This is a genomic window from Schleiferilactobacillus harbinensis, from assembly GCF_008694105.1.
GTDB classification, from domain to species: domain Bacteria; phylum Bacillota; class Bacilli; order Lactobacillales; family Lactobacillaceae; genus Schleiferilactobacillus; species Schleiferilactobacillus harbinensis.
Window position 1 is genome coordinate 437,208 of record NZ_CP041364.1, and the last position, 20,887, is coordinate 458,094.

19 protein-coding genes, 28 tRNA genes and 3 rRNA genes are annotated in these 20,887 nt (G+C 52.0%); 39 read left to right on the forward strand and 11 right to left on the reverse strand.

Annotated elements, in window-relative coordinates; translation table 11 throughout:
• The first annotated feature begins 3 nt into the window (after positions 1–3).
• The 3 genes from FMM01_RS02340 to FMM01_RS02350 are packed head-to-tail and all read left to right on the forward strand — an operon-like array spanning position 4 to position 1,808.
• The gene (locus FMM01_RS02340) at positions 4–372 is read left to right on the forward strand and encodes a YutD family protein (RefSeq protein WP_121499997.1); all 369 of its coding nucleotides are present in this window, start codon (positions 4–6) and stop codon (positions 370–372) included.
• 23 nt (positions 373–395) lie between these two features.
• Positions 396–1,178 (forward strand): TIGR01457 family HAD-type hydrolase, encoded by a 783-nt coding sequence (locus tag FMM01_RS02345; RefSeq protein ID WP_063516118.1) that lies wholly within the window; start codon positions 396–398, stop codon positions 1,176–1,178.
• On the forward strand, positions 1,179–1,808 hold the full coding sequence (locus tag FMM01_RS02350) for a TIGR01906 family membrane protein (protein WP_150391590.1): 630 nt from the start codon (positions 1,179–1,181) through the stop codon (positions 1,806–1,808).
• Positions 1,809–1,860: 52 nt separating this feature from the next.
• On the opposite strand, the gene FMM01_RS02355 is transcribed toward FMM01_RS02350, so the two are convergent.
• The 3 genes from FMM01_RS02355 to FMM01_RS02365 form a co-directional block, all read right to left on the reverse strand.
• Positions 1,861–2,511: a VTT domain-containing protein gene (locus FMM01_RS02355; protein WP_027828818.1), complete on the reverse strand. Its 651-nt coding sequence runs from the start codon at positions 2,509–2,511 to the stop codon at positions 1,861–1,863.
• Between the two features lie 114 nt (positions 2,512–2,625).
• A complete protein-coding gene (locus tag FMM01_RS02360; protein WP_027828817.1) occupies positions 2,626–3,132 on the reverse strand; it encodes a phosphatidylglycerophosphatase A family protein in 507 nt (168 codons plus the stop codon).
• 13 nt (positions 3,133–3,145) lie between these two features.
• Positions 3,146–4,117 (reverse strand): NAD(P)/FAD-dependent oxidoreductase, encoded by a 972-nt coding sequence (locus FMM01_RS02365; RefSeq protein ID WP_223850032.1) that lies wholly within the window; start codon positions 4,115–4,117, stop codon positions 3,146–3,148.
• 200 nt (positions 4,118–4,317) lie between these two features.
• Between FMM01_RS02365 and FMM01_RS02370 the strand changes: the two genes are divergently transcribed.
• The 33 genes from FMM01_RS02370 to FMM01_RS02530 all read left to right on the forward strand — a co-directional run bounded on the left by FMM01_RS02370 (position 4,318) and on the right by FMM01_RS02530 (position 13,651).
• Positions 4,318–5,175: an ROK family protein gene (locus FMM01_RS02370; protein WP_035440586.1), complete on the forward strand. Its 858-nt coding sequence runs from the start codon at positions 4,318–4,320 to the stop codon at positions 5,173–5,175.
• Positions 5,176–5,207: 32 nt separating this feature from the next.
• Entirely contained in the window at positions 5,208–5,576 is a 369-nt protein-coding gene (locus FMM01_RS02375; protein ID WP_027828814.1) for a CvfD/Ygs/GSP13 family RNA-binding post-transcriptional regulator, read from the forward strand.
• Between the two features lie 463 nt (positions 5,577–6,039).
• Positions 6,040–7,611, forward strand: a 16S ribosomal RNA gene (locus FMM01_RS02380).
• A 111-nt stretch (positions 7,612–7,722) separates the two neighbouring features.
• Positions 7,723–7,796: transfer RNA gene (locus tag FMM01_RS02385), tRNA-Ile, on the forward strand.
• 10 nt (positions 7,797–7,806) lie between these two features.
• Positions 7,807–7,879: transfer RNA gene (locus FMM01_RS02390), tRNA-Ala, on the forward strand.
• A 168-nt stretch (positions 7,880–8,047) separates the two neighbouring features.
• A 23S ribosomal RNA gene (locus FMM01_RS02395) occupies positions 8,048–10,966 on the forward strand.
• 100 nt (positions 10,967–11,066) lie between these two features.
• Positions 11,067–11,183, forward strand: a 5S ribosomal RNA gene (rrf, locus tag FMM01_RS02400).
• Together the 16S, 23S and 5S rRNA genes with 28 tRNA genes alongside form the textbook arrangement of a ribosomal RNA operon.
• Before the next feature lie 5 nt (positions 11,184–11,188).
• Positions 11,189–11,261: transfer RNA gene (locus tag FMM01_RS02405), tRNA-Val, on the forward strand.
• Between the two features lie 64 nt (positions 11,262–11,325).
• Positions 11,326–11,398: transfer RNA gene (locus FMM01_RS02410), tRNA-Thr, on the forward strand.
• Between the two features lie 9 nt (positions 11,399–11,407).
• Positions 11,408–11,479: transfer RNA gene (locus tag FMM01_RS02415), tRNA-Gly, on the forward strand.
• A gap of 12 nt (positions 11,480–11,491) precedes the next feature.
• Positions 11,492–11,577, forward strand: a tRNA-Leu gene (locus FMM01_RS02420).
• Between the two features lie 9 nt (positions 11,578–11,586).
• Positions 11,587–11,660, forward strand: a tRNA-Arg gene (locus FMM01_RS02425).
• Between the two features lie 4 nt (positions 11,661–11,664).
• Positions 11,665–11,738, forward strand: a tRNA-Pro gene (locus FMM01_RS02430).
• A gap of 40 nt (positions 11,739–11,778) precedes the next feature.
• Positions 11,779–11,852, forward strand: a tRNA-Met gene (locus FMM01_RS02435).
• 18 nt (positions 11,853–11,870) lie between these two features.
• A tRNA-Ile gene (locus FMM01_RS02440) sits at positions 11,871–11,944 on the forward strand.
• A 52-nt stretch (positions 11,945–11,996) separates the two neighbouring features.
• A tRNA-Met gene (locus tag FMM01_RS02445) sits at positions 11,997–12,070 on the forward strand.
• 2 nt (positions 12,071–12,072) lie between these two features.
• Positions 12,073–12,145: transfer RNA gene (locus FMM01_RS02450), tRNA-Asp, on the forward strand.
• Positions 12,146–12,147: 2 nt separating this feature from the next.
• Positions 12,148–12,220, forward strand: a tRNA-Phe gene (locus FMM01_RS02455).
• Positions 12,221–12,235: 15 nt separating this feature from the next.
• A tRNA-Gly gene (locus FMM01_RS02460) sits at positions 12,236–12,306 on the forward strand.
• A 27-nt stretch (positions 12,307–12,333) separates the two neighbouring features.
• A tRNA-Ile gene (locus tag FMM01_RS02465) sits at positions 12,334–12,407 on the forward strand.
• 6 nt (positions 12,408–12,413) lie between these two features.
• Positions 12,414–12,501, forward strand: a tRNA-Ser gene (locus FMM01_RS02470).
• Positions 12,502–12,506: 5 nt separating this feature from the next.
• A tRNA-Glu gene (locus tag FMM01_RS02475) sits at positions 12,507–12,578 on the forward strand.
• 13 nt (positions 12,579–12,591) lie between these two features.
• Positions 12,592–12,679: transfer RNA gene (locus tag FMM01_RS02480), tRNA-Ser, on the forward strand.
• 16 nt (positions 12,680–12,695) lie between these two features.
• Positions 12,696–12,769: transfer RNA gene (locus FMM01_RS02485), tRNA-Met, on the forward strand.
• Between the two features lie 2 nt (positions 12,770–12,771).
• Positions 12,772–12,844, forward strand: a tRNA-Asp gene (locus tag FMM01_RS02490).
• A gap of 5 nt (positions 12,845–12,849) precedes the next feature.
• Positions 12,850–12,922 (forward strand) — tRNA-Phe (locus tag FMM01_RS02495).
• 10 nt (positions 12,923–12,932) lie between these two features.
• A tRNA-Tyr gene (locus tag FMM01_RS02500) sits at positions 12,933–13,013 on the forward strand.
• A gap of 3 nt (positions 13,014–13,016) precedes the next feature.
• Positions 13,017–13,087, forward strand: a tRNA-Trp gene (locus FMM01_RS02505).
• Positions 13,088–13,108: 21 nt separating this feature from the next.
• Positions 13,109–13,181: transfer RNA gene (locus FMM01_RS02510), tRNA-His, on the forward strand.
• 55 nt (positions 13,182–13,236) lie between these two features.
• Positions 13,237–13,309: transfer RNA gene (locus FMM01_RS02515), tRNA-His, on the forward strand.
• A 6-nt stretch (positions 13,310–13,315) separates the two neighbouring features.
• A tRNA-Gln gene (locus FMM01_RS02520) sits at positions 13,316–13,387 on the forward strand.
• Positions 13,388–13,450: 63 nt separating this feature from the next.
• Positions 13,451–13,521 (forward strand) — tRNA-Cys (locus tag FMM01_RS02525).
• A 45-nt stretch (positions 13,522–13,566) separates the two neighbouring features.
• Positions 13,567–13,651 (forward strand) — tRNA-Leu (locus FMM01_RS02530).
• A gap of 156 nt (positions 13,652–13,807) precedes the next feature.
• Here the strand turns inward: FMM01_RS02530 and tnpC are convergent.
• From tnpC to FMM01_RS02545, 3 genes are all read right to left on the reverse strand, one after another.
• Positions 13,808–15,364 (reverse strand): IS66 family transposase, encoded by a 1,557-nt coding sequence (tnpC, locus tag FMM01_RS02535; RefSeq protein WP_150391428.1) that lies wholly within the window; start codon positions 15,362–15,364, stop codon positions 13,808–13,810.
• 98 nt (positions 15,365–15,462) lie between these two features.
• Positions 15,463–15,822 (reverse strand): IS66 family insertion sequence element accessory protein TnpB, encoded by a 360-nt coding sequence (gene tnpB, locus FMM01_RS02540; RefSeq protein ID WP_150391429.1) that lies wholly within the window; start codon positions 15,820–15,822, stop codon positions 15,463–15,465.
• Complete coding sequence (locus FMM01_RS02545; RefSeq protein WP_027827606.1) at positions 15,797–15,991, reverse strand: hypothetical protein; 195 nt, start codon at positions 15,989–15,991, stop codon at positions 15,797–15,799. Before FMM01_RS02545 ends, tnpB begins: the two co-directional genes overlap by 26 nt.
• A gap of 142 nt (positions 15,992–16,133) precedes the next feature.
• Between FMM01_RS02545 and FMM01_RS02550 the strand changes: the two genes are divergently transcribed.
• Positions 16,134–16,541, forward strand: coding sequence for a MerR family transcriptional regulator (locus FMM01_RS02550; RefSeq protein WP_027829400.1), 408 nt, complete (start codon positions 16,134–16,136; stop codon positions 16,539–16,541).
• Positions 16,534–16,860: a YrdB family protein gene (locus tag FMM01_RS02555; RefSeq protein WP_027829399.1), complete on the forward strand. Its 327-nt coding sequence runs from the start codon at positions 16,534–16,536 to the stop codon at positions 16,858–16,860. The genes FMM01_RS02550 and FMM01_RS02555 overlap by 8 nt, the downstream gene beginning before the upstream one ends.
• A gap of 85 nt (positions 16,861–16,945) precedes the next feature.
• Here the strand turns inward: FMM01_RS02555 and FMM01_RS16400 are convergent, their stop codons facing one another.
• The 3 genes from FMM01_RS16400 to FMM01_RS02565 form a co-directional block, all read right to left on the reverse strand.
• Positions 16,946–17,239: an ion channel gene (locus FMM01_RS16400; RefSeq protein ID WP_223849993.1), complete on the reverse strand. Its 294-nt coding sequence runs from the start codon at positions 17,237–17,239 to the stop codon at positions 16,946–16,948.
• Entirely contained in the window at positions 17,236–17,757 is a 522-nt protein-coding gene (locus tag FMM01_RS16405; RefSeq protein ID WP_223849994.1) for an ion transporter, read from the reverse strand. Before FMM01_RS16405 ends, FMM01_RS16400 begins: the two co-directional genes overlap by 4 nt.
• A 75-nt stretch (positions 17,758–17,832) precedes the next feature.
• Entirely contained in the window at positions 17,833–18,363 is a 531-nt protein-coding gene (locus FMM01_RS02565) for a DUF4179 domain-containing protein (protein ID WP_027829397.1), read from the reverse strand.
• A gap of 134 nt (positions 18,364–18,497) precedes the next feature.
• Between FMM01_RS02565 and FMM01_RS02570 the strand changes: the two genes are divergently transcribed.
• Entirely contained in the window at positions 18,498–19,091 is a 594-nt protein-coding gene (locus tag FMM01_RS02570; RefSeq protein ID WP_150393225.1) for a DNA-3-methyladenine glycosylase I, read from the forward strand.
• A 51-nt stretch (positions 19,092–19,142) separates the two neighbouring features.
• On the opposite strand, the gene FMM01_RS02575 is transcribed toward FMM01_RS02570, so the two are convergent.
• Both FMM01_RS02575 and FMM01_RS02580 read right to left on the reverse strand, forming a co-directional pair.
• Positions 19,143–19,919, reverse strand: coding sequence for a DUF975 family protein (locus tag FMM01_RS02575; protein ID WP_223850033.1), 777 nt, complete (start codon positions 19,917–19,919; stop codon positions 19,143–19,145).
• Positions 19,920–20,006: 87 nt separating this feature from the next.
• Entirely contained in the window at positions 20,007–20,762 is a 756-nt protein-coding gene (locus FMM01_RS02580) for a DUF975 family protein (RefSeq protein WP_150391593.1), read from the reverse strand.
• Positions 20,763–20,887 lie beyond the last annotated feature (125 nt).

Here is a 20,887-nt window from a genome sequence, read left to right on the forward strand (position 1 = left end):
AGGATGACTGAACCGGCTAATTCCGCGGAAACGCTGCATACTCCGGCGCACCGGGTCGTACAATTGAAAGAGGACCTGATCCAGATCGACGATGTGTCTTACCAAGTGGTCACCAATCACAAAGACGGCTTTCAAGCCGACGCCCTCGGAGATAGCTTTGTCACGCTGTTGAGTAAATACGACTATATCGTCGGGGACTGGGGCTTCGACCAGTTGCGATTGCGCGGTTTTTACGCGGATGGGCACCGCCATGCCAATCGGGACCAGTATATTTCCACTTTGGCGGATTATCTATACGAATTTTGCAATTTTGGCTGTGCCTATTTTGTCTTGGCTAAAGTGCCGATGACACCGGGCCAGCAGTTGAATTAACAACCAGAAGGGACAGACTTTTTTTGCGGCATTATAAGGGCTATTTTATTGATCTTGACGGCACGACCTATCGGGGCAAGGAGCGGATCCCCGCAGCCAAAACCTTCGTGGAACGGCTGCAGGCGCAACACATTCCGTTTCTTTTTTTGACCAACAATACGACCAAAACACCGGCCGCCGTGGTTCAGAATTTGGCGGATAATCATGATATTCACGTGACGCCGGAGACGATTTATACGCCGTCACTGGCGACGGCCGCGTATTTGCGGGATCGGGCGCGGACGGTGGGGCACCCATTCAGTTTTTATTGCATTGGTGAATTGGGGCTGAAAAAGGCGCTGCTGGATGCCGGGATGACCCTGGAAGAAGTGACGCCGGATTATGTTGTCGTTGGTCTGGATTACGACGTGACGTACCATAAATTTGAACTGGCAACCTTGGCAATCAAGCGCGGAGCCAGGTTTATCGGGACCAATGAAGATACGAATCTGCCCAACGAGCGGGGGTTAGTACCTGGTGCCGGATCACTGATTGCTCTGGTGGAGCGGGCGACGCAGCAAAAGGCGCTTTACATTGGCAAACCGCAGTTGCCGATCATGCAGGCCGCATTGAATGAAATCGGCCTGCCGCCTAAGGATGTTTTGATGGTTGGGGATAATTATCATACTGATATTCAGGCGGGTATCAATGCTAAAATGGATACGCTGCTGGTGACGACCGGGTATACCAAACCGGAGGAAGTGCCTAAGCTGCCTGTCCAGCCGACTTATGTGCTGTCCAGTTTGGACCAATGGCAGGTGATTTAGATGCTGCGTCGCTTTCCCCAGTGGGTGGCTTTTTGGCTGTTTGTTTTGAGCGCGGCCATCGCGGTGACGATTCTTGGGACGTTTATTCTGTACCCAATCGATGTGCACTTTTTGAATATTCTGGATCAATCCAATGTGCCGGTGACTTTTGGCCAGTTATATCGTAATTATGGTCAGCTGATGGCCTACCTGCATTTTCCGTGGATCGGGACGCTGCATATGACGAATTTCCCTGTATCGGCCACCGGGGCAGTGCACTTTCACGATGTAAAAAACCTGTTTCTTCTAGATTATGCGATTTTGATCATCACCGCCTGGCCGGCGTGGCATTTTTTGCGCCAATTGAAGCGGCGGGGAAATACGTGGCGGCTGCTGAACCCCAGCCGAATCGCCATGGCAGTGCCAGCGGCCTTGGGGGTCCTGGCGCTGATGGGTTTCGACCAGTTTTTCATTACTTTCCACGAGATCCTGTTCCGCAATTCGGACTGGATCTTTGACCCGGCTAAGGATCCCATCATCACTGTACTGCCGGAGGATTTCTTTGCGCATACGTTTTTCTTAGCGTTCATTCTGCTGGAACTCTTCTGCTGGCTGCTGTATCGGTGGGCTAAAAAGCAGAGTCGCGCATAATAAAAAGATCGGCGTCCATTCGGACAGCCGATCTTTTTGCTTTTCTCACTCATTATTCAGCGGTAGTCTTGCTGAATCGATGCTTCAAGTAGGCGAAGACCATTGGCAGGAGGGAAATCAGCACGATGCCCAGGGCAACCAGGCTGAAATGCTCTTGAACGAAAGGAATGTTGCCGAAGAAGTAACCGCCGCTCACACAGACCAGCACCCAAGCAAGCCCGCCGATGAAGTTGTAATGCAGGAAGTGGCCGTAGTGCATGTTGCTGCCGCCGGAAACAAAAGGAGCAAAGGTCCGAACAATGGGGACGAAGCGTGCAATAGCAATCGTCTTGCCGCCATGCTTATTGAAGAAATCCTCGGCGACCTTGAGTTTATCTCGATTAATGAAGCGGCCGAAGAACGAATTGTTGCTGGCGGCCAGGCCCATGTGATGACCGATGTGGTAATTGACGGTATCGCCGATTACAGCGGCGGCTAGGAAGAGGAAGAACAGCAGCCAAATATTGAGGTGATAGTTGGCGTTGGCAGCCAGGGCCGCGGCGGCGAAGATCAATGAATCACCAGGCAGGAAAGGGAAAATCACGATGCCGGTTTCGATAAAGATCATGGCGAAGAGGATAACATAGGTCCAGTTGCCAAAGGTATTGACGATCTGGACCAAGTGAGAATCGATATGTAAGATAAAGTCGATTAACGTGTTCATGGGTGAGGGCCTCCGTTTATAGTCATTTTGGAAGTAAACTAGGGGCATTATAGCAAAAAACGAAGCCAAACAGAAAAAATGTTTGGCTTCGTTCTGCTTTCTTAGCAATTGCGGTTAATAAACGTCCGGCTGGGTTTCAGGATGGGCATGGGCTAACCGGCTGGCAGCGGAGGCGGCAATGGCGCCGACAATATCGTCTAGAAAAGTGTGGATGATGCCCGGTTCATGGGCATTTAGTTTAGCCAAGATGCCGGGCTTGATCTTGTCGATGTACCCATAATTGGTGAGACCGATGCTGCCGTAAACATTGACGATGGACAGGGCCATAATTTCATCCACGCCGTAGAGGCCTTCATCCTCTTCAACGATTTGCTGCAGCGGCGGTTCCAATTCCTTGGCTTCAGCTAATTTATCCAGTTGAATGCCAGTCATGATGGCGTTTTGCACTTCCCGTTTGTGCAATACCACGTCAACATTCTCGGTGCATTCTGCAAGGGTTAGGTTGGGAATGTACTTTTCTTGTAGAAATAACGTGAGTTTACTAATATCTTCGATTTGGACCCCGCGTTCATGAAGCAGACCGACGCAGTGATCATAAATTCGATCGGCATTTGTTGCCATAAGCTTCAACTCCTTAGTGGATCAATGAGGTACTGTGCAACGGTTGTTTGCGTTCCGGGTAAATTTCTTGCAGCGCCTGGGTGATAGCCACCGGGGCTTCACCGAAACCGCTGGCAATCAGCTGCATTTTGCCGGGATAATCGACTACATCGCCAATTGCATAGATCAAATCCGTGGACGTGGCCATATTGGTATTGACCGGAATGGTTGCACCTTTGATGTTGATCGGCCAATCCCGCAGGATCCGGGCATCGGCAGTGAAGCCGTAATTGACGATCAAGTGGTCCGCCGTGATGCTGGCGTCTTCCTTCGTGCGGGCTTTCTTCAAGTCAATCGTCAACCGATCGTTAGTCTCCGTTAAGGCAGAAAGCAGATAGGGGGTCATGATTTGGATGCTGGAGGCTTTCATTTTCTCCACGCTGGATTCCAAGCCGCGGAACTGATCGCGGCGGTGGATGATCGTCACGCTCTTGGCAATCGGTTCCAAGGCCAAGGCCCAGTCGATGGCCGAATCACCGCCGCCGGCGACAGCCACATCGGTGTCCCGGTAATCTTCCAGATCATTGATGAAATAGTGCACCCGCCGCTCATCCAACTGGTGATCGTAGTCAAAAGCCAGTTTGCGGGGAGCAAAGGCACCGTTGCCGATGGCAATAACGACTGCTTTTGACCGGTAAGTGCCCCGATTGGTGCCGATGCTGAATGTACCGTCAGCTTCTTTCGTGATGGTTTGGACAGTGGTTTCCAGAGAAATCGCTGGAGCAAATTCTTTGAGCTGATCGGTTAATTCAGCCACCAGTTGTTTCGCCTTAATATGGGGGAAGCCGGCGACGTCGTAAACGTCCTTTTCCGGATACAGGGCGCTGACCTGACCGCCCAGCCGGGGCAGGCTTTCGATCAGATGGGCGTCGGCGTTGCGCAGGCCGGCGTAGAAGGCGGCAAACATGCCCACGGGGCCGCCGCCGATAATGCTGATATCATACATATGTGTTGTGTCTGCTGTCACTGTGACTATTCCTTTCCAAGTGGGTACGTAATCTCCCATAGCATAGTTGATTTAGGACCCTGGACGCAAGCGCGGCGTCATTTTAGCTTTGTCTTGTCTGGACACGGTTAGTGAATCACTGTACTATAAAAGGCGAAAACCGTGAAACGATTTCAATTAAAGAAAGCAGGTCATCAACCATGTACGCAGCAATTGAAGCTGGCGGCACGAAGTTCGTGTGCGCAGTGAGCGACGATAAATTCAATATCCAGGCCCGGACCCACATTCCGACCACCACCCCCAGCGAAACTCTGGGTGCCGTGTTTGCCTTTTTTGATCAATATACCATTGAGGCCATGGGCGTCGGCTCTTTTGGCCCCATTGACGCCAATCCGGCATCACCGCAATACGGCTACATTACAACGACGCCGAAACTTGCTTGGGCCAATTATGACTTTTTGGGTGCTTTAAAAGCACACTATGCCCAAGTGCCGATCGCCTTTACGACCGATGTGAACGTGGCTGCCTACGGCGAATTCAAGAAGGGTGCTGGTCAGGGCAAGCAAAACGTTGCTTACTATACAGTTGGGACCGGCATCGGCATGGGCTATATCCATCATGGCCAAATTTATATGGGCAGTCAAAATCCTGAAGCGGGCCACATTTTAGTGCGCCGGCACGAAGCTGATACCTTCGCCGGCGCTTGCCCTTATCATGGTGATTGCTTAGAGGGGATGGCCGCCGGCCCGGCCATTCAGCAGCGTTGGGGGAAGAAGGGCAAGGATATTGCTCCGAACGATGCTGCCTGGGCGATTGAAGCTTATTATTTAGCGCAAGCGTGCATGACTACGACGCTTTTCCTTTCTCCCGACGTGATCATTTTTGGCGGCGGGGTATCCAAACAGAGCCAATTGTTCCCGTTGATTCGGTCCCAATTCACTAAACTTCTGGCCGATTACGTGAGTGTTCCGGCCGCCGACGACTATATTGTTCCAGTGGGCTTGGGCGATGATGCCGGGATTACAGGCGCTTTGCTTTTAGCTGCCGAACAATTGTAATACAATCGAATGGATGAAAGAGGGTATCTGTTTTGGAAGTACACATTGGTGATGTCTTGACGGGTACCGTCAGCGGCATTCAGCCCTACGGCGCATTTGTTGCGCTGGACAGCGACACGCAGGGATTGATCCACATCTCGGAATGCCGGCACGGGTACGTCAAAAATGTGCATGATATTTTGCACGTCGGAGAGACTGTCCATGTTAAGGTCCTGGATGTGGATGAATATTCCCAGAAAATCAGCTTATCGCTGCGGGCCATGGCACCGGATCCTTTTTCCGGCAGTCGGGTACGCGCCAAGCACTATTGGACTAACCACCACGTAGCAGCCGGGTTCGCACCGATTCATAACGCGGTGCCCGCGTGGCTTAAAGAAGCTGAAAAAGATTTTTTTGCCTGATTTTTGAGTAAAAAGAGGGCATGTTTGGAAGTGTTCCCCTTATCTGTCCGCTACCATTCCAGCTATTTCTTAATAATAGCCTGGAGTGGTATTTTTTTGTTCGACTTTCAATTAGCACTCTGTTTATCTTTTGTAAAAAGGGTGTTGACGAAGCGGGACTGGGCTGATAAGATATTATTCGTTGTCGTGATGAGCGACAGCGACGAAAGTGCGTCAGGACGCGGATGGCAACGATTAATTAAAAAATTAGATGTTGACATTCGAGTGTGTGCATGATATAGTAATTAAGCTGTTTTTTACAGCGCAGGCCTTTGAAAACTGAACAAAGTTTTGACGAACGGATCACATATCTTCCTTCGGGAAGATAAGCAATCCCGCAAATGTATCGGTACTCAGCTTCGGCTGAGGCAACATTTGCGAATGTCAATTTCGCAAGCAAGTAAATTTATTGAGCCGCAAACTTTTAAATGAGAGTTTGATCCTGGCTCAGGACGAACGCTGGCGGCGTGCCTAATACATGCAAGTCGAACGAGGTTTGGTCAGTTTGCGGTGGTGCTTGCATCACCAATTACCGATCAAACCGAGTGGCGGACGGGTGAGTAACACGTGGGTAACCTGCCCTTCAGCAGGGGATAACATTTGGAAACAGATGCTAATACCGTATAACCACGGAGACCGCATGGTCTTCGGGTAAAAGATGGCGCAAGCTATCACTGAAGGATGGACCCGCGGCGTATTAGCCAGTTGGTGGGGTAACGGCCTACCAAAGCGATGATACGTAGCCGACCTGAGAGGGTAATCGGCCACATTGGGACTGAGACACGGCCCAAACTCCTACGGGAGGCAGCAGTAGGGAATCTTCCACAATGGACGCAAGTCTGATGGAGCAACGCCGCGTGAGTGAAGAAGGCTTTCGGGTCGTAAAACTCTGTTATTGAAGAAGAACGTGTGTGACAGTAACTGGTCATGCAGTGACGGTATTCAATCAGAAAGTCACGGCTAACTACGTGCCAGCAGCCGCGGTAATACGTAGGTGGCAAGCGTTGTCCGGATTTATTGGGCGTAAAGCGAGTGCAGGCGGTCTTTTAAGTCTGATGTGAAAGCCTTCGGCTTAACCGAAGAAGGGCATCGGAAACTGGGAGACTTGAGTGCAGAAGAGGAGAGTGGAACTCCATGTGTAGCGGTGAAATGCGTAGATATATGGAAGAACACCAGTGGCGAAGGCGGCTCTCTGGTCTGTAACTGACGCTGAGGCTCGAAAGCGTGGGTAGCAAACAGGATTAGATACCCTGGTAGTCCACGCCGTAAACGATGAATACTAAGTGTTGGAGGGTTTCCGCCCTTCAGTGCTGCAGCTAACGCATTAAGTATTCCGCCTGGGGAGTACGACCGCAAGGTTGAAACTCAAAGGAATTGACGGGGGCCCGCACAAGCGGTGGAGCATGTGGTTTAATTCGAAGCAACGCGAAGAACCTTACCAGGTCTTGACATCTTCTGCCAGGCTGAGAGATCAGCTGTTCCCTTCGGGGACAGAATGACAGGTGGTGCATGGTTGTCGTCAGCTCGTGTCGTGAGATGTTGGGTTAAGTCCCGCAACGAGCGCAACCCTTATGATCAGTTGCCAGCATTCAGTTGGGCACTCTGGTCAGACTGCCGGTGACAAACCGGAGGAAGGCGGGGATGACGTCAAATCATCATGCCCCTTATGACCTGGGCTACACACGTGCTACAATGGGTGGTACAACGAGCAGCGAGACCGCGAGGTCAAGCGAATCTCTAAAAACCATCCTCAGTTCGGATTGCAGGCTGCAACTCGCCTGCATGAAGCTGGAATCGCTAGTAATCGCGGATCAGCACGCCGCGGTGAATACGTTCCCGGGCCTTGTACACACCGCCCGTCACACCATGAGAGTTTGTAACACCCAAAGCCGGTGAGACAACCGCAAGGAGTCAGCCGTCTAAGGTGGGACAAATGATTAGGGTGAAGTCGTAACAAGGTAGCCGTAGGAGAACCTGCGGCTGGATCACCTCCTTTCTAAGGAAAAAGTCCTGTGACCCCCCGGTCACAGGCAACGGAAACCGATACAGTCAAAACTTTGTTCAGTTTTGAGAGGCCTGCCTCTCAAACAGTCAGTGCACGCAGATCGGGCCTATAGCTCAGCTGGTTAGAGCGCACGCCTGATAAGCGTGAGGTCGATGGTTCAAGTCCATTTAGGCCCATCGCACTATCGGGGGTTTAGCTCAGATGGGAGAGCGCCTGCTTTGCACGCAGGAGGTCATCGGTTCGATCCCGTTAACCTCCATTGGCCGTCAGGCCAATGATTGACTAAATTTGTTCTTTGAAAACTGGATATCATGAAGTGAAGGTCAGCTTGTCAGAGCTGACCACACCGAGAAACACCACTGTGATTTTTTTGAGTTCAGGCGGACTGAGTCCGCCGAATCAAGCGCTGTTTACAGCGTTTCACTTAGGTTAAGTGAAGAAGGGCGCACGGCGGATGCCTTGGCACTAGGAGCCGATGAAGGACGGGACAAACACCGATATGCTTCGGGGAGCTGCACGTAAGCTTTGATCCGAAGATTTCCGAATGGGGGAACCCAGCCATCTGAGAAGGTGGTTGATCAGTCGTGAATACATAGCGGCTGATCGGCAGACGTGGTGAACTGAAACATCTCAGTAGCCACAGGAAGAGAAAGAAATTTCGATTTCCCAAGTAGCGGCGAGCGAACAGGAAAGAGCCCAAACCAGCGTGCTTGCATGCTGGGGTTGTAGGACCGATGTAGTGAGTGATAAAAGAAGGAATTAGGCGAACGGCCTGGGAAGGCCGGCCAGAGCGGGTGACAGCCCCGTAGCCGAAAGTTGCTTCTCTCCAATCGGGATCCTGAGTACGGCGGAACACGTGAAATTCCGTCGGAATCTGGGAGGACCATCTCCCAAGGCTAAATACTCCCTAGTGACCGATAGCGAACCAGTACCGTGAGGGAAAGGTGAAAAGCACCCCGGAAGGGGAGTGAAACAGTACCTGAAACCGTGTGCCTACAAGTAGTCAAAGCCCGTTAATGGGTAATGGCGTGCCTTTTGTAGAATGAACCGGCGAGTTACGTTAGCTAGCGAGGTTAAGGCAGAAAAGCCGGAGCCGGAGCGAAAGCGAGTCTGAATAGGGCGAGTGAGTTAGCTGATGTAGACCCGAAACCAAGTGACCTACCCATGACCAGGTTGAAGGTGCGGTAAAACGCACTGGAGGACCGAACCCACTTATGTTGAAAAATGAGGGGATGAGTTGTGGGTAGCGGTGAAATTCCAATCGAACTTGGAGATAGCTGGTTCTCTCCGAAATAGCTTTAGGGCTAGCCTCGGAAAAGCGGATACTGGAGGTAGAGCACTGTTTGGATGATGGTCCCGTCTCGGGATACTGAATGCAGATAAACTCCGAATGCCAGATATTTGTTTCCGGGAGTCAGACTGCGAGTGATAAGATCCGTAGTCGAAAGGGGAACAGCCCAGATCACCAGTTAAGGTCCCTAAATCCATGCTAAGTGGAAAAGGATGTGAAGTTGCACAGACAACTAGGATGTTGGCTCAGAAGCAGCCACCATTTAAAGAGTGCGTAATAGCTCACTAGTCGAGTGACTCTGCGCCGAAAATGTACCGGGGCTAAGCATGGTACCGAAACTGTGGGTGCGACCGCAAGGTCGTGCGATAGGAGAGCGTTCTAAGGGCGGTGAAGGCAGACTGTGAAGACTGCTGGAGCGCTTAGAAGTGAGAATGCCGGCATGAGTAACGAAAAGGCAGGTGAGAATCCTGCCCGCCGCAAGACTAAGGTTTCCTGGGGAAGGTTCGTCCGCCCAGGGTTAGTCGGGACCTAAGATGAGGCCGAAAGGCGTAATCGATGGCCAACAGGTGGAGATTCCTGTACCGATCTGTTATGTTTGAGCGAAGGAAGGACGCAGGAGGCTAAGGTGAGCACGCAGCTGGAAAAGCGTGTCCAAGCACTGAGTCTGGGAGCGAGTCAAATGCTTGTTCCTAAGGACAAGGTGTGATGGGGAGCGAAATTAAGTAGCGAAGCACCTGATGTCACACTGCCGAGAAAAGTTTCTAGTGAGTAACAGATCGCCCGTACCGCAAACCGACACAGGTAGTCGAGGAGAGTATCCTCAGGCGCGCGAGAGAACCCTCGTTAAGGAACTCGGCAAAATAACCCCGTAACTTCGGAAGAAGGGGTGCTGACCGGAAGGTCAGCCGCAGTGAATAGGCCCAAACAACTGTTTATCAAAAACACAGGTCTCTGCTAAATCGAAAGATGACGTATAGGGGCTGACACCTGCCCGGTGCTGGAAGGTTAAGAGGATCTGTTAGCGTAAGCGAAGCAGAGAATTGAAGCCCCAGTAAACGGCGGCCGTAACTATAACGGTCCTAAGGTAGCGAAATTCCTTGTCGGGTAAGTTCCGACCCGCACGAAAGGTGTAATGATTTGGGCACTGTCTCAACGAGGGACTCGGTGAAATTATATTACCCGTGAAGATGCGGGTTACCCGCGACAGGACGGAAAGACCCCATGGAGCTTTACTGTAGCTTGATATTGAGTGTCTGTACCGCATGTACAGGATAGGTAGGAGCCGTAGAAACCGGGACGCTAGTCTCGATGGAGGCATTGGTGGGATACTACCCTTGCAGTGCGGCCACTCTAACCCGCGCCACTCAGCGTGGCGGGAGACAGTGTCAGGCAGGCAGTTTGACTGGGGCGGTCGCCTCCTAAAGTGTAACGGAGGCGCCCAAAGGTTCCCTCAGAATGGTTGGAAATCATTCACAGAGTGTAAAGGCATAAGGGAGCTTGACTGCGAGACAGACAGGTCGAGCAGGGACGAAAGTCGGGCTTAGTGATCCGGTGGTTCTGTATGGAAAGGCCATCGCTCAACGGACAAAAGCTACCCTGGGGATAACAGGCTTATCTCCCCCAAGAGTCCACATCGACGGGGAGGTTTGGCACCTCGATGTCGGCTCATCGCATCCTGGGGCTGAAGTTGGTCCCAAGGGTTGGGCTGTTCGCCCATTAAAGCGGTACGCGAGCTGGGTTCAGAACGTCGTGAGACAGTTCGGTCCCTATCCGTCGCGGGCGTAGGAAATTTGAGAAGAGCTGCCCTTAGTACGAGAGGACCGGGGTGGACATACCGCTGGTGTACCAGTTGTGCCGCCAGGCGCAGAGCTGGGTAGCTATGTATGGCAGGGATAAGCGCTGAAAGCATCTAAGTGTGAAGCCCCCTTCGAGATGAGATTTCCCATTCCTTTAAGGAAGTAAGACCCCTGAGAGATGATCAGGTAGATAGGCTGGGAGTAGCAGCCCCGTGAGGGGTGGAGCGGACCAGTACTAATCGGTCGAGGACTTAACCAAGAGCGTACCGGAAGGTACGCACCTCAAAGAGTCACATTGGTGATTCGAAGAAAGAACTTCATGATGTCCAGTTTTGAGAGAACAAACTCTCAAATTTAAGTACAGTGGCGATAGCGAGAAGGAACTACCTGTTCCCATGCCGAACACAGAAGTCAAGCTTCTCAGCGCCGATAGTAGTTGGTGGGAAACTGCCTGCGAGGGTAGGACGCTGCTGTTCTTAATGGAGGCTTAGCTCAGCTGGGAGAGCGTCTGCCTTACAAGCAGAGGGTCACAGGTTCGAGCCCTGTAGCCTCCATTGCACCATCAAGATAACTGCCAGTGCTTGGTGGTGTATAATAAATCCAACCAGCGGTCTAAATGCCGACTTAGCTCAGTTGGTAGAGCATCTGATTTGTAATCAGAGGGTCGGGCGTTCGAATCGTCTAGTCGGCACTTTTTCATGCGGAAGTAGTTCAGTGGTAGAACATCACCTTGCCATGGTGGGGGTCGCGAGTTCGAATCTCGTCTTCCGCTTCATTGTATAATGCCGGGGTGGCGGAACTGGCAGACGCACGGGACTTAAAATCCCGCGGTGAGTGATCACCGTACCGGTTCGATTCCGGTCCTCGGCATACAATGACGCACCCATAGCGCAACTGGATAGAGTGTCTGACTACGAATCAGAAGGTTGTAGGTTCGACTCCTACTGGGTGCATCATCGGGAAGTGGCTCAGCTTGGTAGAGCACCTGGTTTGGGACCAGGGGGTCGCAGGTTCAAATCCTGTCTTCCCGATACCGGCATTAGTCAATACCGGTGCTTCATATTACACTATGGCGGTGTAGCTCAGCTGGCTAGAGCGTCCGGTTCATACCCGGGAGGTCGAGGGTTCGATCCCCCCCGCCGCTATTAAGACTTGAGCTTCCTGGACCTTTAGCTCAGTTGGTTAGAGCAGACGGCTCATAACCGTCCGGTCGTAGGTTCGAGTCCTACAAGGTCCATCTACCCCAGATGGATTTAGGTCATGTAGTATGCTATACTTTTTAACGTTATCGCGGGATGGAGCAGTCTGGTAGCTCGTTGGGCTCATAACCCAAAGGTCGTAGGTCCAAATCCTACTCCCGCAATTGGTCCCATGGTGTAGGGGTTATCACGCCTGCCTGTCACGCAGGAGATCACCGGTTCAAATCCGGTTGGGACCGTTGGCTCGGTAGCTCAGTTGGTAGAGCAATGGATTGAAGCTCCATGTGTCGGCAGTTCGATTCTGTCCCGCGCCATATCACTAAGATCATGCGGGTGTAGTTTAGTGGTAAAACGACAGCCTTCCAAGCTGTAGTCGCGAGTCCGATTCTCGTCACCCGCTTTGCACCCGATTAGTGATTCATGTTTTGGGCCTATAGCTCAGCTGGTTAGAGCGCACGCCTGATAAGCGTGAGGTCGATGGTTCAAGTCCATTTAGGCCCATTTTTTGGAGAAGTACTCAAGTGGCTGAAGAGGCGCCCCTGCTAAGGGTGTAGGTCGGGAAACTGGCGCGAGGGTTCAAATCCCTCCTTCTCCGTTGTCGGCCCGTTGGTCAAGTGGTTAAGACACCGCCCTTTCACGGCGGTAACATGGGTTCAAATCCCGTACGGGTCATGGCTAGACATTTGGAGGATTACCCAAGTCCGGCTGAAGGGAACGGTCTTGAAAACCGTCAGGTGGGAAACCACGCGTGGGTTCGAATCCCACATCCTCCTTTAAACTTAATATTATCGCGGGATGGAGCAGTCTGGTAGCTCGTTGGGCTCATAACCCAAAGGTCGTAGGTTCAAATCCTACTCCCGCAATTGGTCCCATGGTGTAGGGGTTATCACGCCTGCCTGTCACGCAGGAGATCACCGGTTCAAATCCGGTTGGGACCGTTAATGGCTCGGTAGCTCAGTTGGTAGAGCAATGGATTGAAGCTCCATGTGTCGGCGGTTCGATTCCGTCCCGCGCCATTTATCTGTTGGAGGAGTAGCGAAGAGGCTAAACGCGGCGGACTGTAAATCCGCTCCTTCGGGTTCAAAGGTTCGAATCCTTTCTCCTCCATATAGGGATATAGTTTAAAGGTAGAACTACGGTCTCCAAAACCGTCGGTGTGGGTTCAATTCCTACTATCCCTGTTGTCCCAGTAAGCACTGATGGCGGTATTGGTGAAGTGGTTAACACACCGGTTTGTGGTACCGGCACGCGTGGGTTCGATCCCCACATACCGCCTTTGATCGAGTGTTTGATCTTGCCGCAGTGCTTTCCTGGTGCATTTATGCTTATGGCGGTATTGGTGAAGTGGTTAACACACCGGTTTGTGGTACCGGCATGCGTGGGTTCGAGACCCACATACCGCCCTTTACTGGGATATAGCCAAGCGGTAAGGCAATGGACTTTGACTCCATCATGCGCTGGTTCGAATCCAGCTATCCCAATTCAAATACTTCTTGCGTCGATCATCATGATCTGGTAAGATATTTGAGGATTTGTTCCTTGGTGGCGGTATAGCCAAGTGGTAAGGCAGAGGTCTGCAAAACCTTCATCACCGGTTCAAATCCGGTTACCGCCTTTGCCTTAAAAGGCCAAGTATCACAGTGTTACTGATAATTATTATGCCGGTGTGGCGGAATTGGCAGACGCGCGGGACTCAAAATCCCGTGCCCGTTGAGGGCGTATCGGTTCGACCCCGATCACCGGTATTACGAAGAGAAGCGATGGCTTCTCTTTTTTTGTGCCGTCAGCCGTTGATTGAAATTACTCTTCCCGGTTGACCGTAAGCGGTCGTTGAAATAGGTGTGAAGACAAAAATGGTGCAATCCTCTATCATGAAGATTGCACCATTGCTTTACCCGCTGTTATTCGTGACAGAACGCCTGCACCTTCGGCGCCCACGGCAAATAGTCCTGCAAGGCGACCATGTCGCCGGGAGCCGGCAAATTAGGCACTGTGTCGAATAGATAGTTGAAATATTTACTCGGATCGAGGTGATTAGCCCGTGCTGTCGTGAGCAGACTAAGAATGACCCCCGCAGCCGTCGCGCCGCGTTTGCTCTGCGAAAACAGCCAATTTTTACGACCGATGACCAGTTCTTTGACGGCGCGTTCGGCCCGGTTGTTCGATAGTTCAAGTCGGCCGTCCAACAGGACTGCCCGCAAGCCAGCCTCATGCTTCAACGCATAGGTGATGGCTTTGCCCACCTTGGATTTTGGCAGATAGCTGCCGTCCAACGAGACCAGCCAAGCGAAGAACGCATCCATGACAGGTTTGAGTCGTTGTTCGCGCTGGGTTTGACGTTCATCAGCCGACAAGTCTTGCCATTTCTTTTCCCATTGGAAGAGATCATTGCAATACTGGCGGCCCGTTGGGGCCAGCCCCTTGTCTCCGGCGGTCACGGCTTCGTCAAACTTACGACGCACGTGAGCCCAGCAGAAGACATTGGTGACCCCAAGCAAATTAGGGTAAACGGCGTAGGCATCACTTTGCAGGTAGCCTTCGTAGCCGGCCAGGAACCGGGCAGCTTCCTCGTAACCGCGGCTATTACCGTGCTCATACATGACGATCTGGTGGGCGCTGTGCTTGCTGGACGTGTAGACCCAGTAATAGGTCTGCGCCTTCTTTAGATCCAACACCCGGTAGGGCGTTTCGTCCGCATGGATAACGTCTTGAGTCAGCAGATCTCGGTGCATCAGCTTGTATAGGGACTCCAGGTAGCCTTCTGACGCCTTGATGTGCCAGTTGGCAATTGATTGCCGGGTGAAATCGACCCCGCGACTGTGCCACAAGCGTTCTTGCCGGTTGTCCGGAATCTTGTAGGCAAACTTAGCCATGATGGATTCGGTCAAGACGCTTGAAGAAGCTGGACTATGCGGTATGGCTGGGCGAGGCACATCGGACTTCTTAAGGAACTGGTTGCCGCGCTGATTCAAGCAGCCGTTAGGACACGCGTAGGTGTGCCGATAGACGATTGTGTGCAGGAGCTGTGCCGGAATCAAGGTTGCTTCTTCGCGTACTTTCGACCGGCCGATATCCTGCATCTCTTCACCACAGACCGGGCACTTGCGCTCCTCACCTTCGAGCAGGCAATCCTGCTCGTCCAGCGGCAGCTTGTTCAAGTCGGTGCTCTTGGTCCGTGTCGCTTTCTTGAGCTTCTTCTTGGCGACCTTGCGGTCATCACCGGTGAGCTTGTCGATGATGCTTTGTTCTTCACCGGTGATGATGTGCTCATTGAACAGGTTCGTCTGGCCATGCGGCAGGTTATCGCTTGATTCCCGGCGCCGACCGAACAACATGCGCTTCAAGACGGCGATCTGTTCCCGGAGGTCCTGATTTTCATTTATCGAATTCTGCAGTGCGGTGCGTAATTGTTCTGGCGAAGCGTCCACCAATCGCACTGCATCTTTTGTGTCTACCAATCGGTGTTCCTCCAATAAATATAATAAATGGATTATATCATGTTTTATACGGCGAAGGAAAGAGGAGATGCTAATAAATCATGGCTTCTCCTCCTCAATTAGTTGGTATATCCTGGCTTGAAATCATGAATGGTACTCCGTTCTTGAATACTTAGACCAGTAATCAATCGCTTCAGCTGGTAATGACTGAGATGCTGCACCTCAGAGCGCGTTCGCGGCCACTGCAGGTGGCCGTTCTCGTACCGTTTGTAGTAAAGAACAAACCCACTGCGGTCCCAGTACAGAGCCTTGAACCGATCGCGCTGACTGCCGCAGAATAAGAACAGCGAGTGATCATAAGGCACTTCGTCTTCGCCGTACAGCTCCCGCAAGGAAGCGGCCAAACCGTCGATTCCTTTGCGCAGGTCCGTTTTTCCGCAAATGATATAGATGTTAAGCTCTTGGATATTGGGGAACATTGCCTGTCAACTCCTGGAGCACCACGTGCAGAATTGCCCGGTCAACACCGGTGTAAAACACGACCTCGGCGTCCTTGAGCTTCACTCGTGCCGCAACCTGCGGTTTGACCAGCGGCTTCGGCGACCGGTCGGTCACCTGGATCGGCACGATATCTTTGATTTGAACCATGAAAGGCCTCCTTGTTTACTTGATAAACCAAGTTTACAAGGAGGCCTGCACCGGGTCACGATACCTATGTCAACGACCGCTTACGGTTGACCTTCGACCCCGGTCTAATGCTATGCTTACACCACCCAAAGGAGATGGTTGCATGAACATTCAAGAATTTGCGGAAGAGACTGGGTTATCAAAGGATACCCTGCGTCTGTACGAGAAGAAACAATTATTAATCCCCGCCCGGACACCAGGCAATTACCGCTGCTACAATCAGACGGACGCTGCGACAGCAAAAGTGATCATCAATTTGAAGCGGGCAGGGCTAAGCCTAGTCGAGTGCCAACAGGTACTTGCCTTGCAGCAGCGGCCAATCACGGCCGAGTGTCGCGGCGAGACGCTTGCCTTTATCCAGACGAAACGAACGGATGCCGCTGCGCAAGCGCGGTTCTACCAGGGTCTTCTGACCGTACTGGAGCGCATCAGTCAAGAAATCGAAAAACCAACCAAGAATCCGCAACAGGTCAACGACTTGATCAATAAAGTGGATGAGCTGGATGATTAAATCATTAATTGACAGTTTACGGTTCCTGGTCGAAATTACGACTGTCAGCTTGCTCATTTGGGCGGGTTGGCATTCTCCTTCGTTGGTTGGCCGGTTAATTGGCGGCGTTGCGCTCCCGATTGCGGTGCTGCTCGCCTGGGGGCGCTGGATGGCACCCAGGTCGCCATTTCAGCTGGTGGAGTGGCAACGGCTCATCGCAGAAATCGTCCTGTTTGGCGGCACGGCGATGGCTGCTGTTGCAATCGGCCAAACCCGATTGGCACTGAGCTACGGGGCAGTGGTACTCGTCAGCTTGTTGTTGACCCACGGGGTCCGCTAATGAATTGACATCCAGCGACGCTCTCAGTTGACGTGCCAGCGGCGATAAAATTGCCGGATTGAGCCAGCAACTTTAGCCAATCAGTTCAGTCCTCCCGATCAGCTTGATTCAGCGCCAGCAATCGCCGCTTCTGTTGTTCAAACTCGCTCGCCGTGATGATGCCATCGTCGGCCAAATCGTGAAACTGCCGTATCTCGTCGGCAATTGACATCGCTTGGGGTGCGCCAGTATCCGGGTCGTCACTGGCCAGATACATCGTGACGGCACTGGTCAGCGCACTGATCAACCCAATTCCGTTGAACATCAAGATCACCGCGGTGATTCGGCCTAGAATCGTGTGGGGTGAAATATCCCCATAGCCAACTGTCGTGGCCGTCACGATAGCCCACCAGACGGAGTTGCCGTAGCTTGTGCCTTCGGTAATTGAGTAGATCCGGCGCCAACCAGGATCAATGCCAGCGAAAGCCAAAGATAATAAATGAGGCCGCTGCGATGAAGAAACGCATGCTGCTTCTTGGTCAGCATCCCAATGATACCAGCCAAGCGGGCGAAACGGGTTAAGCGAAACAGCCGCGTCAGTCGGACTAACCGAAAGATGCGGGCGAACCGAAAGAGCGAGAAAGCATAATTGAACGGAATAATGGCGAGCAGGTCGATTAAATTGTGCTTGAAAAAGTGCCATTTATCCTTTGCCCTAATGAACCGACAGATGTAGTCAATGGCAAAAACAATCAAGATGCCGTTATCAATCAGGGCATAAGGCCAAGTATCAATATCGATGCGGCCCATGTAATCTAGAACGATCAAGATGATGGAAATGATCGCCAGCAGCGCAAAAGCCACGGTATAGTATCGTTCGGCGAGAGCCGCTGCACGTTTCAATCTTTTCTGTTGCATATGTTCCTCCCCAGATATGCCGGCATAAGCCGCAAAAAAAGGCCTGCCGCTCACCGGCGGCAAACCCTTGATTCTTTACTGTCCCTGAATATCGCTGCGCAGGGTGGCCATATCGCCGCTGCTGGTGAGCTGCTGGTATTCGCGATAGGCTTGCAGCCAGTCGCCGTCAGCGACCGCGGTGCGCATGCCGCTGAATTGCGGGTGACTGAAGACAAAGCTGCTAAGCGCCTGCGCCTGAGTGTCTGACAAGCCTGTATTCTGTTGAATGAGCTTGGCCGCCGCCGATGATGATTGCGCAGCGTCCCGTACTTGCTGCATGGACGTGTTGCGCAGCCGGGAAACGGCTTCGGAAATCAATTCGTCCCCGGCCACACTGCCGGTCTTGGTACTGTCTAATTTCTTGATCAATTCATTCTTAGCGGCGGTATCCACCGGTGTGTCGCGGCCGCCCATGGCGCTGCGGAGTGCGTTATTTGTTTGAAACGGAAAGGCAATGACCAGGCCCACAAGGACCGCGACGACAATGAGAAAACCAATCAAGACTTTCGGCCAGCGCCGCTTTTTCTGCTTGGTTGGGTGGAGCCGTTGTTGACGAGAAGTGCTCAACGAATATCCTTCTTTCTGTGTTCCTGAGTGACTAAAAAGCACCGCTTATTATACCATGCTGGCCAATTGGCAAAACACCTTGCAATAAAGCGTCAGAAATGCGTAATGTAATCAGGTAGGAAAGACAAGGAGTGATGAAAATGGTTCAACGCTGTGCCTGGGCAACATCCGGGAACGAACTGATGCTGGCCTATCATGACCAAGAGTGGGGCCGGCCGCTGACGGATGAGCGGGCCTTATTTGAATTACTGTCGCTAGAAATGATGCAGGCCGGGCTGAGTTGGCAAACGGTATTGAATAAGCGGGCTTCTTTCAAAGAAGCCTTCGCCAATTTCCAAGTGGATCAAGTCGCGGCCTTCACCGCGGAGGACGAAAGCCGGCTGCTCGCTGATGCCGGAATCATTCGCAACCGGCGCAAGATTGCAGCCATCATCAACAATGCCCAAGTCATCCAGGATCTGCATCAAAATGGCACCACGCTGGCCGAGTTCCTCTGGGGCTACGTTCACGGTCAACCCATCGTGGGGCATTACCATCACGCTGATGAAGTCCCAACGACAACGCCCTTGGCGGTTCAAATTGCCAAGGATATGAAAAAACGCGGCTTTGCCTTCACCGGGCCGAAGATCATCTATTCCTGGCTGGAAGCCGCCGGGGTAGTCAATGATCACCTGGTTGGGTGTTGCTGTTTTGCGGAAGCCAGCCGCTTACAGCCTGAATTTGCGTAAAAGAATACCCTGTCCGCTGGATTACAGCGGCAGGGTATTTGCTTGCCTAAGCTAGGCGAATAATTCAGGTTTGCGCGATTTTAGAGCATCGTAAAAGCCGACATACGTCATCAACTGATATGGATACAGCCAAAAATAGGGGATAAACAGCAGTAAGAAGGTGAGTATCCACCAGCCCAGAAAACTGAGCTCCATGACGAAATACTGCCACTTAAAACCAGCCATCAATTGCCAACTGATCCGGATGGCAGTCAAGGCACCGCCCTTATTCGCATCCCGCAGGTCCTTCCAAACTAAGAAGGTCTGGGATAAACCAATATCCACAACGAGGAGTACGAAAAGGAGCACAAAATTGATTACATTAATGGCAGGATTATTGATCAGACCCAATAAAGTGGGGATACTGTCGATCAGTTGAATAACGATATAAGCAACCAACAGACCGCCGATATATTCCGGCCGAAAGCCGATCAAACTGCGCAGCAACGGGTTAAGCTGCCGCGGTTCCCGGCGCCACAGAGTGAGAAAGCCGATACTGGTGCTGGCACCCATCACCCCGGCTAGGAGAATAACAATGAGATCGGTGAGATTGGTACCGCCGCCGACACTGCTGGAGAATAGTGTCTGAGTCATCAAGGTACCGCTGGATTGCAATGCTTTGATGTTATCTGGTTGGGTATTGACGACCGCCATTGCGCCGATAATGGTGACGATCACCACGATGAACATGATTGCAATGGGCAAGAAACCGACCAAAATGGCTTCACCCCAATGCTTATGGAGCTTTTCCTTCGCTTGATTCTTCAATTGACCACGATCGATATGCATACTTTGCAATAAAATCGACCTCCTTTTCTTCCACTGACCAACTCTACCGAAGTTCACTGGACCGGTCAATGCGCGCAACCGGAAATCTCACCGGGCCGGCAGCAGTTCCGGCTTATAGTCCCGCAATTTTTCGTAAAAAGCGGCATAGGTCAGCTGCTGGTAAGAGACAATCCAAATTTGCGGGAGGAGCAGAGCGCCAAGTAAATTCCAGCCGATAAAACTCAGCTGGAGAACGAAGTATTGCCACTTGAACCCGCTCATTAATTGCCAGCTGATGCGCAGAACGGCTAAGATATTGCCATGGCCGCTATCCCGCAGATCCATGGCGACGTAATACACCTGGGAAAGGCCCAACCCGACGATGATTATGACGACGGCTAAGACCAGATACAGTGCTGCAAACCACCCCTTAGCGGTAGGCAGCAGCCCCAGCGGAAAATAATTGATCACGGAAAGCGTCATGTAGGTCAGAATGAAAAGCAGAAAATAGCGGGGCGAAAAGCCGAGCAGGCCGAGACGAAACGGCTGGGTGATTGGTTCTTTCTGCCGCAGCCAATAGAGATAACCCAAGCTGGTGCTGGCGGTGACGATATCGGCGGCTAATGATAGCAGCATTTCAGCCAGGGTATTGCCTAAATGGACAGAAGTCGGCCACAATAGCCGGTTGGCCAGTGTGTCAACGTGCATGATTTGATGGGTGGCCTGCTGCCAGCTCAGGACAGCGAGAAAAATCATCACCCCGAGAATGATCAGGGGCAGGAGACCAATCATGAAACCTTGACCCACGTGGTGACGGAGTTTGCGTTTTGCTATCCCTTTAATTTCTGAACGATCAATGTACATCACGAATCCCTCCCTGGTCGCTATTATATCGATGCGGTCTAGCCGGGACAAGCATTTTCACACGACTGGCTTAAATCTTTCTTTAGCAGATGGCGCAAAAACTTCACGGTTTACTGACAGATTTT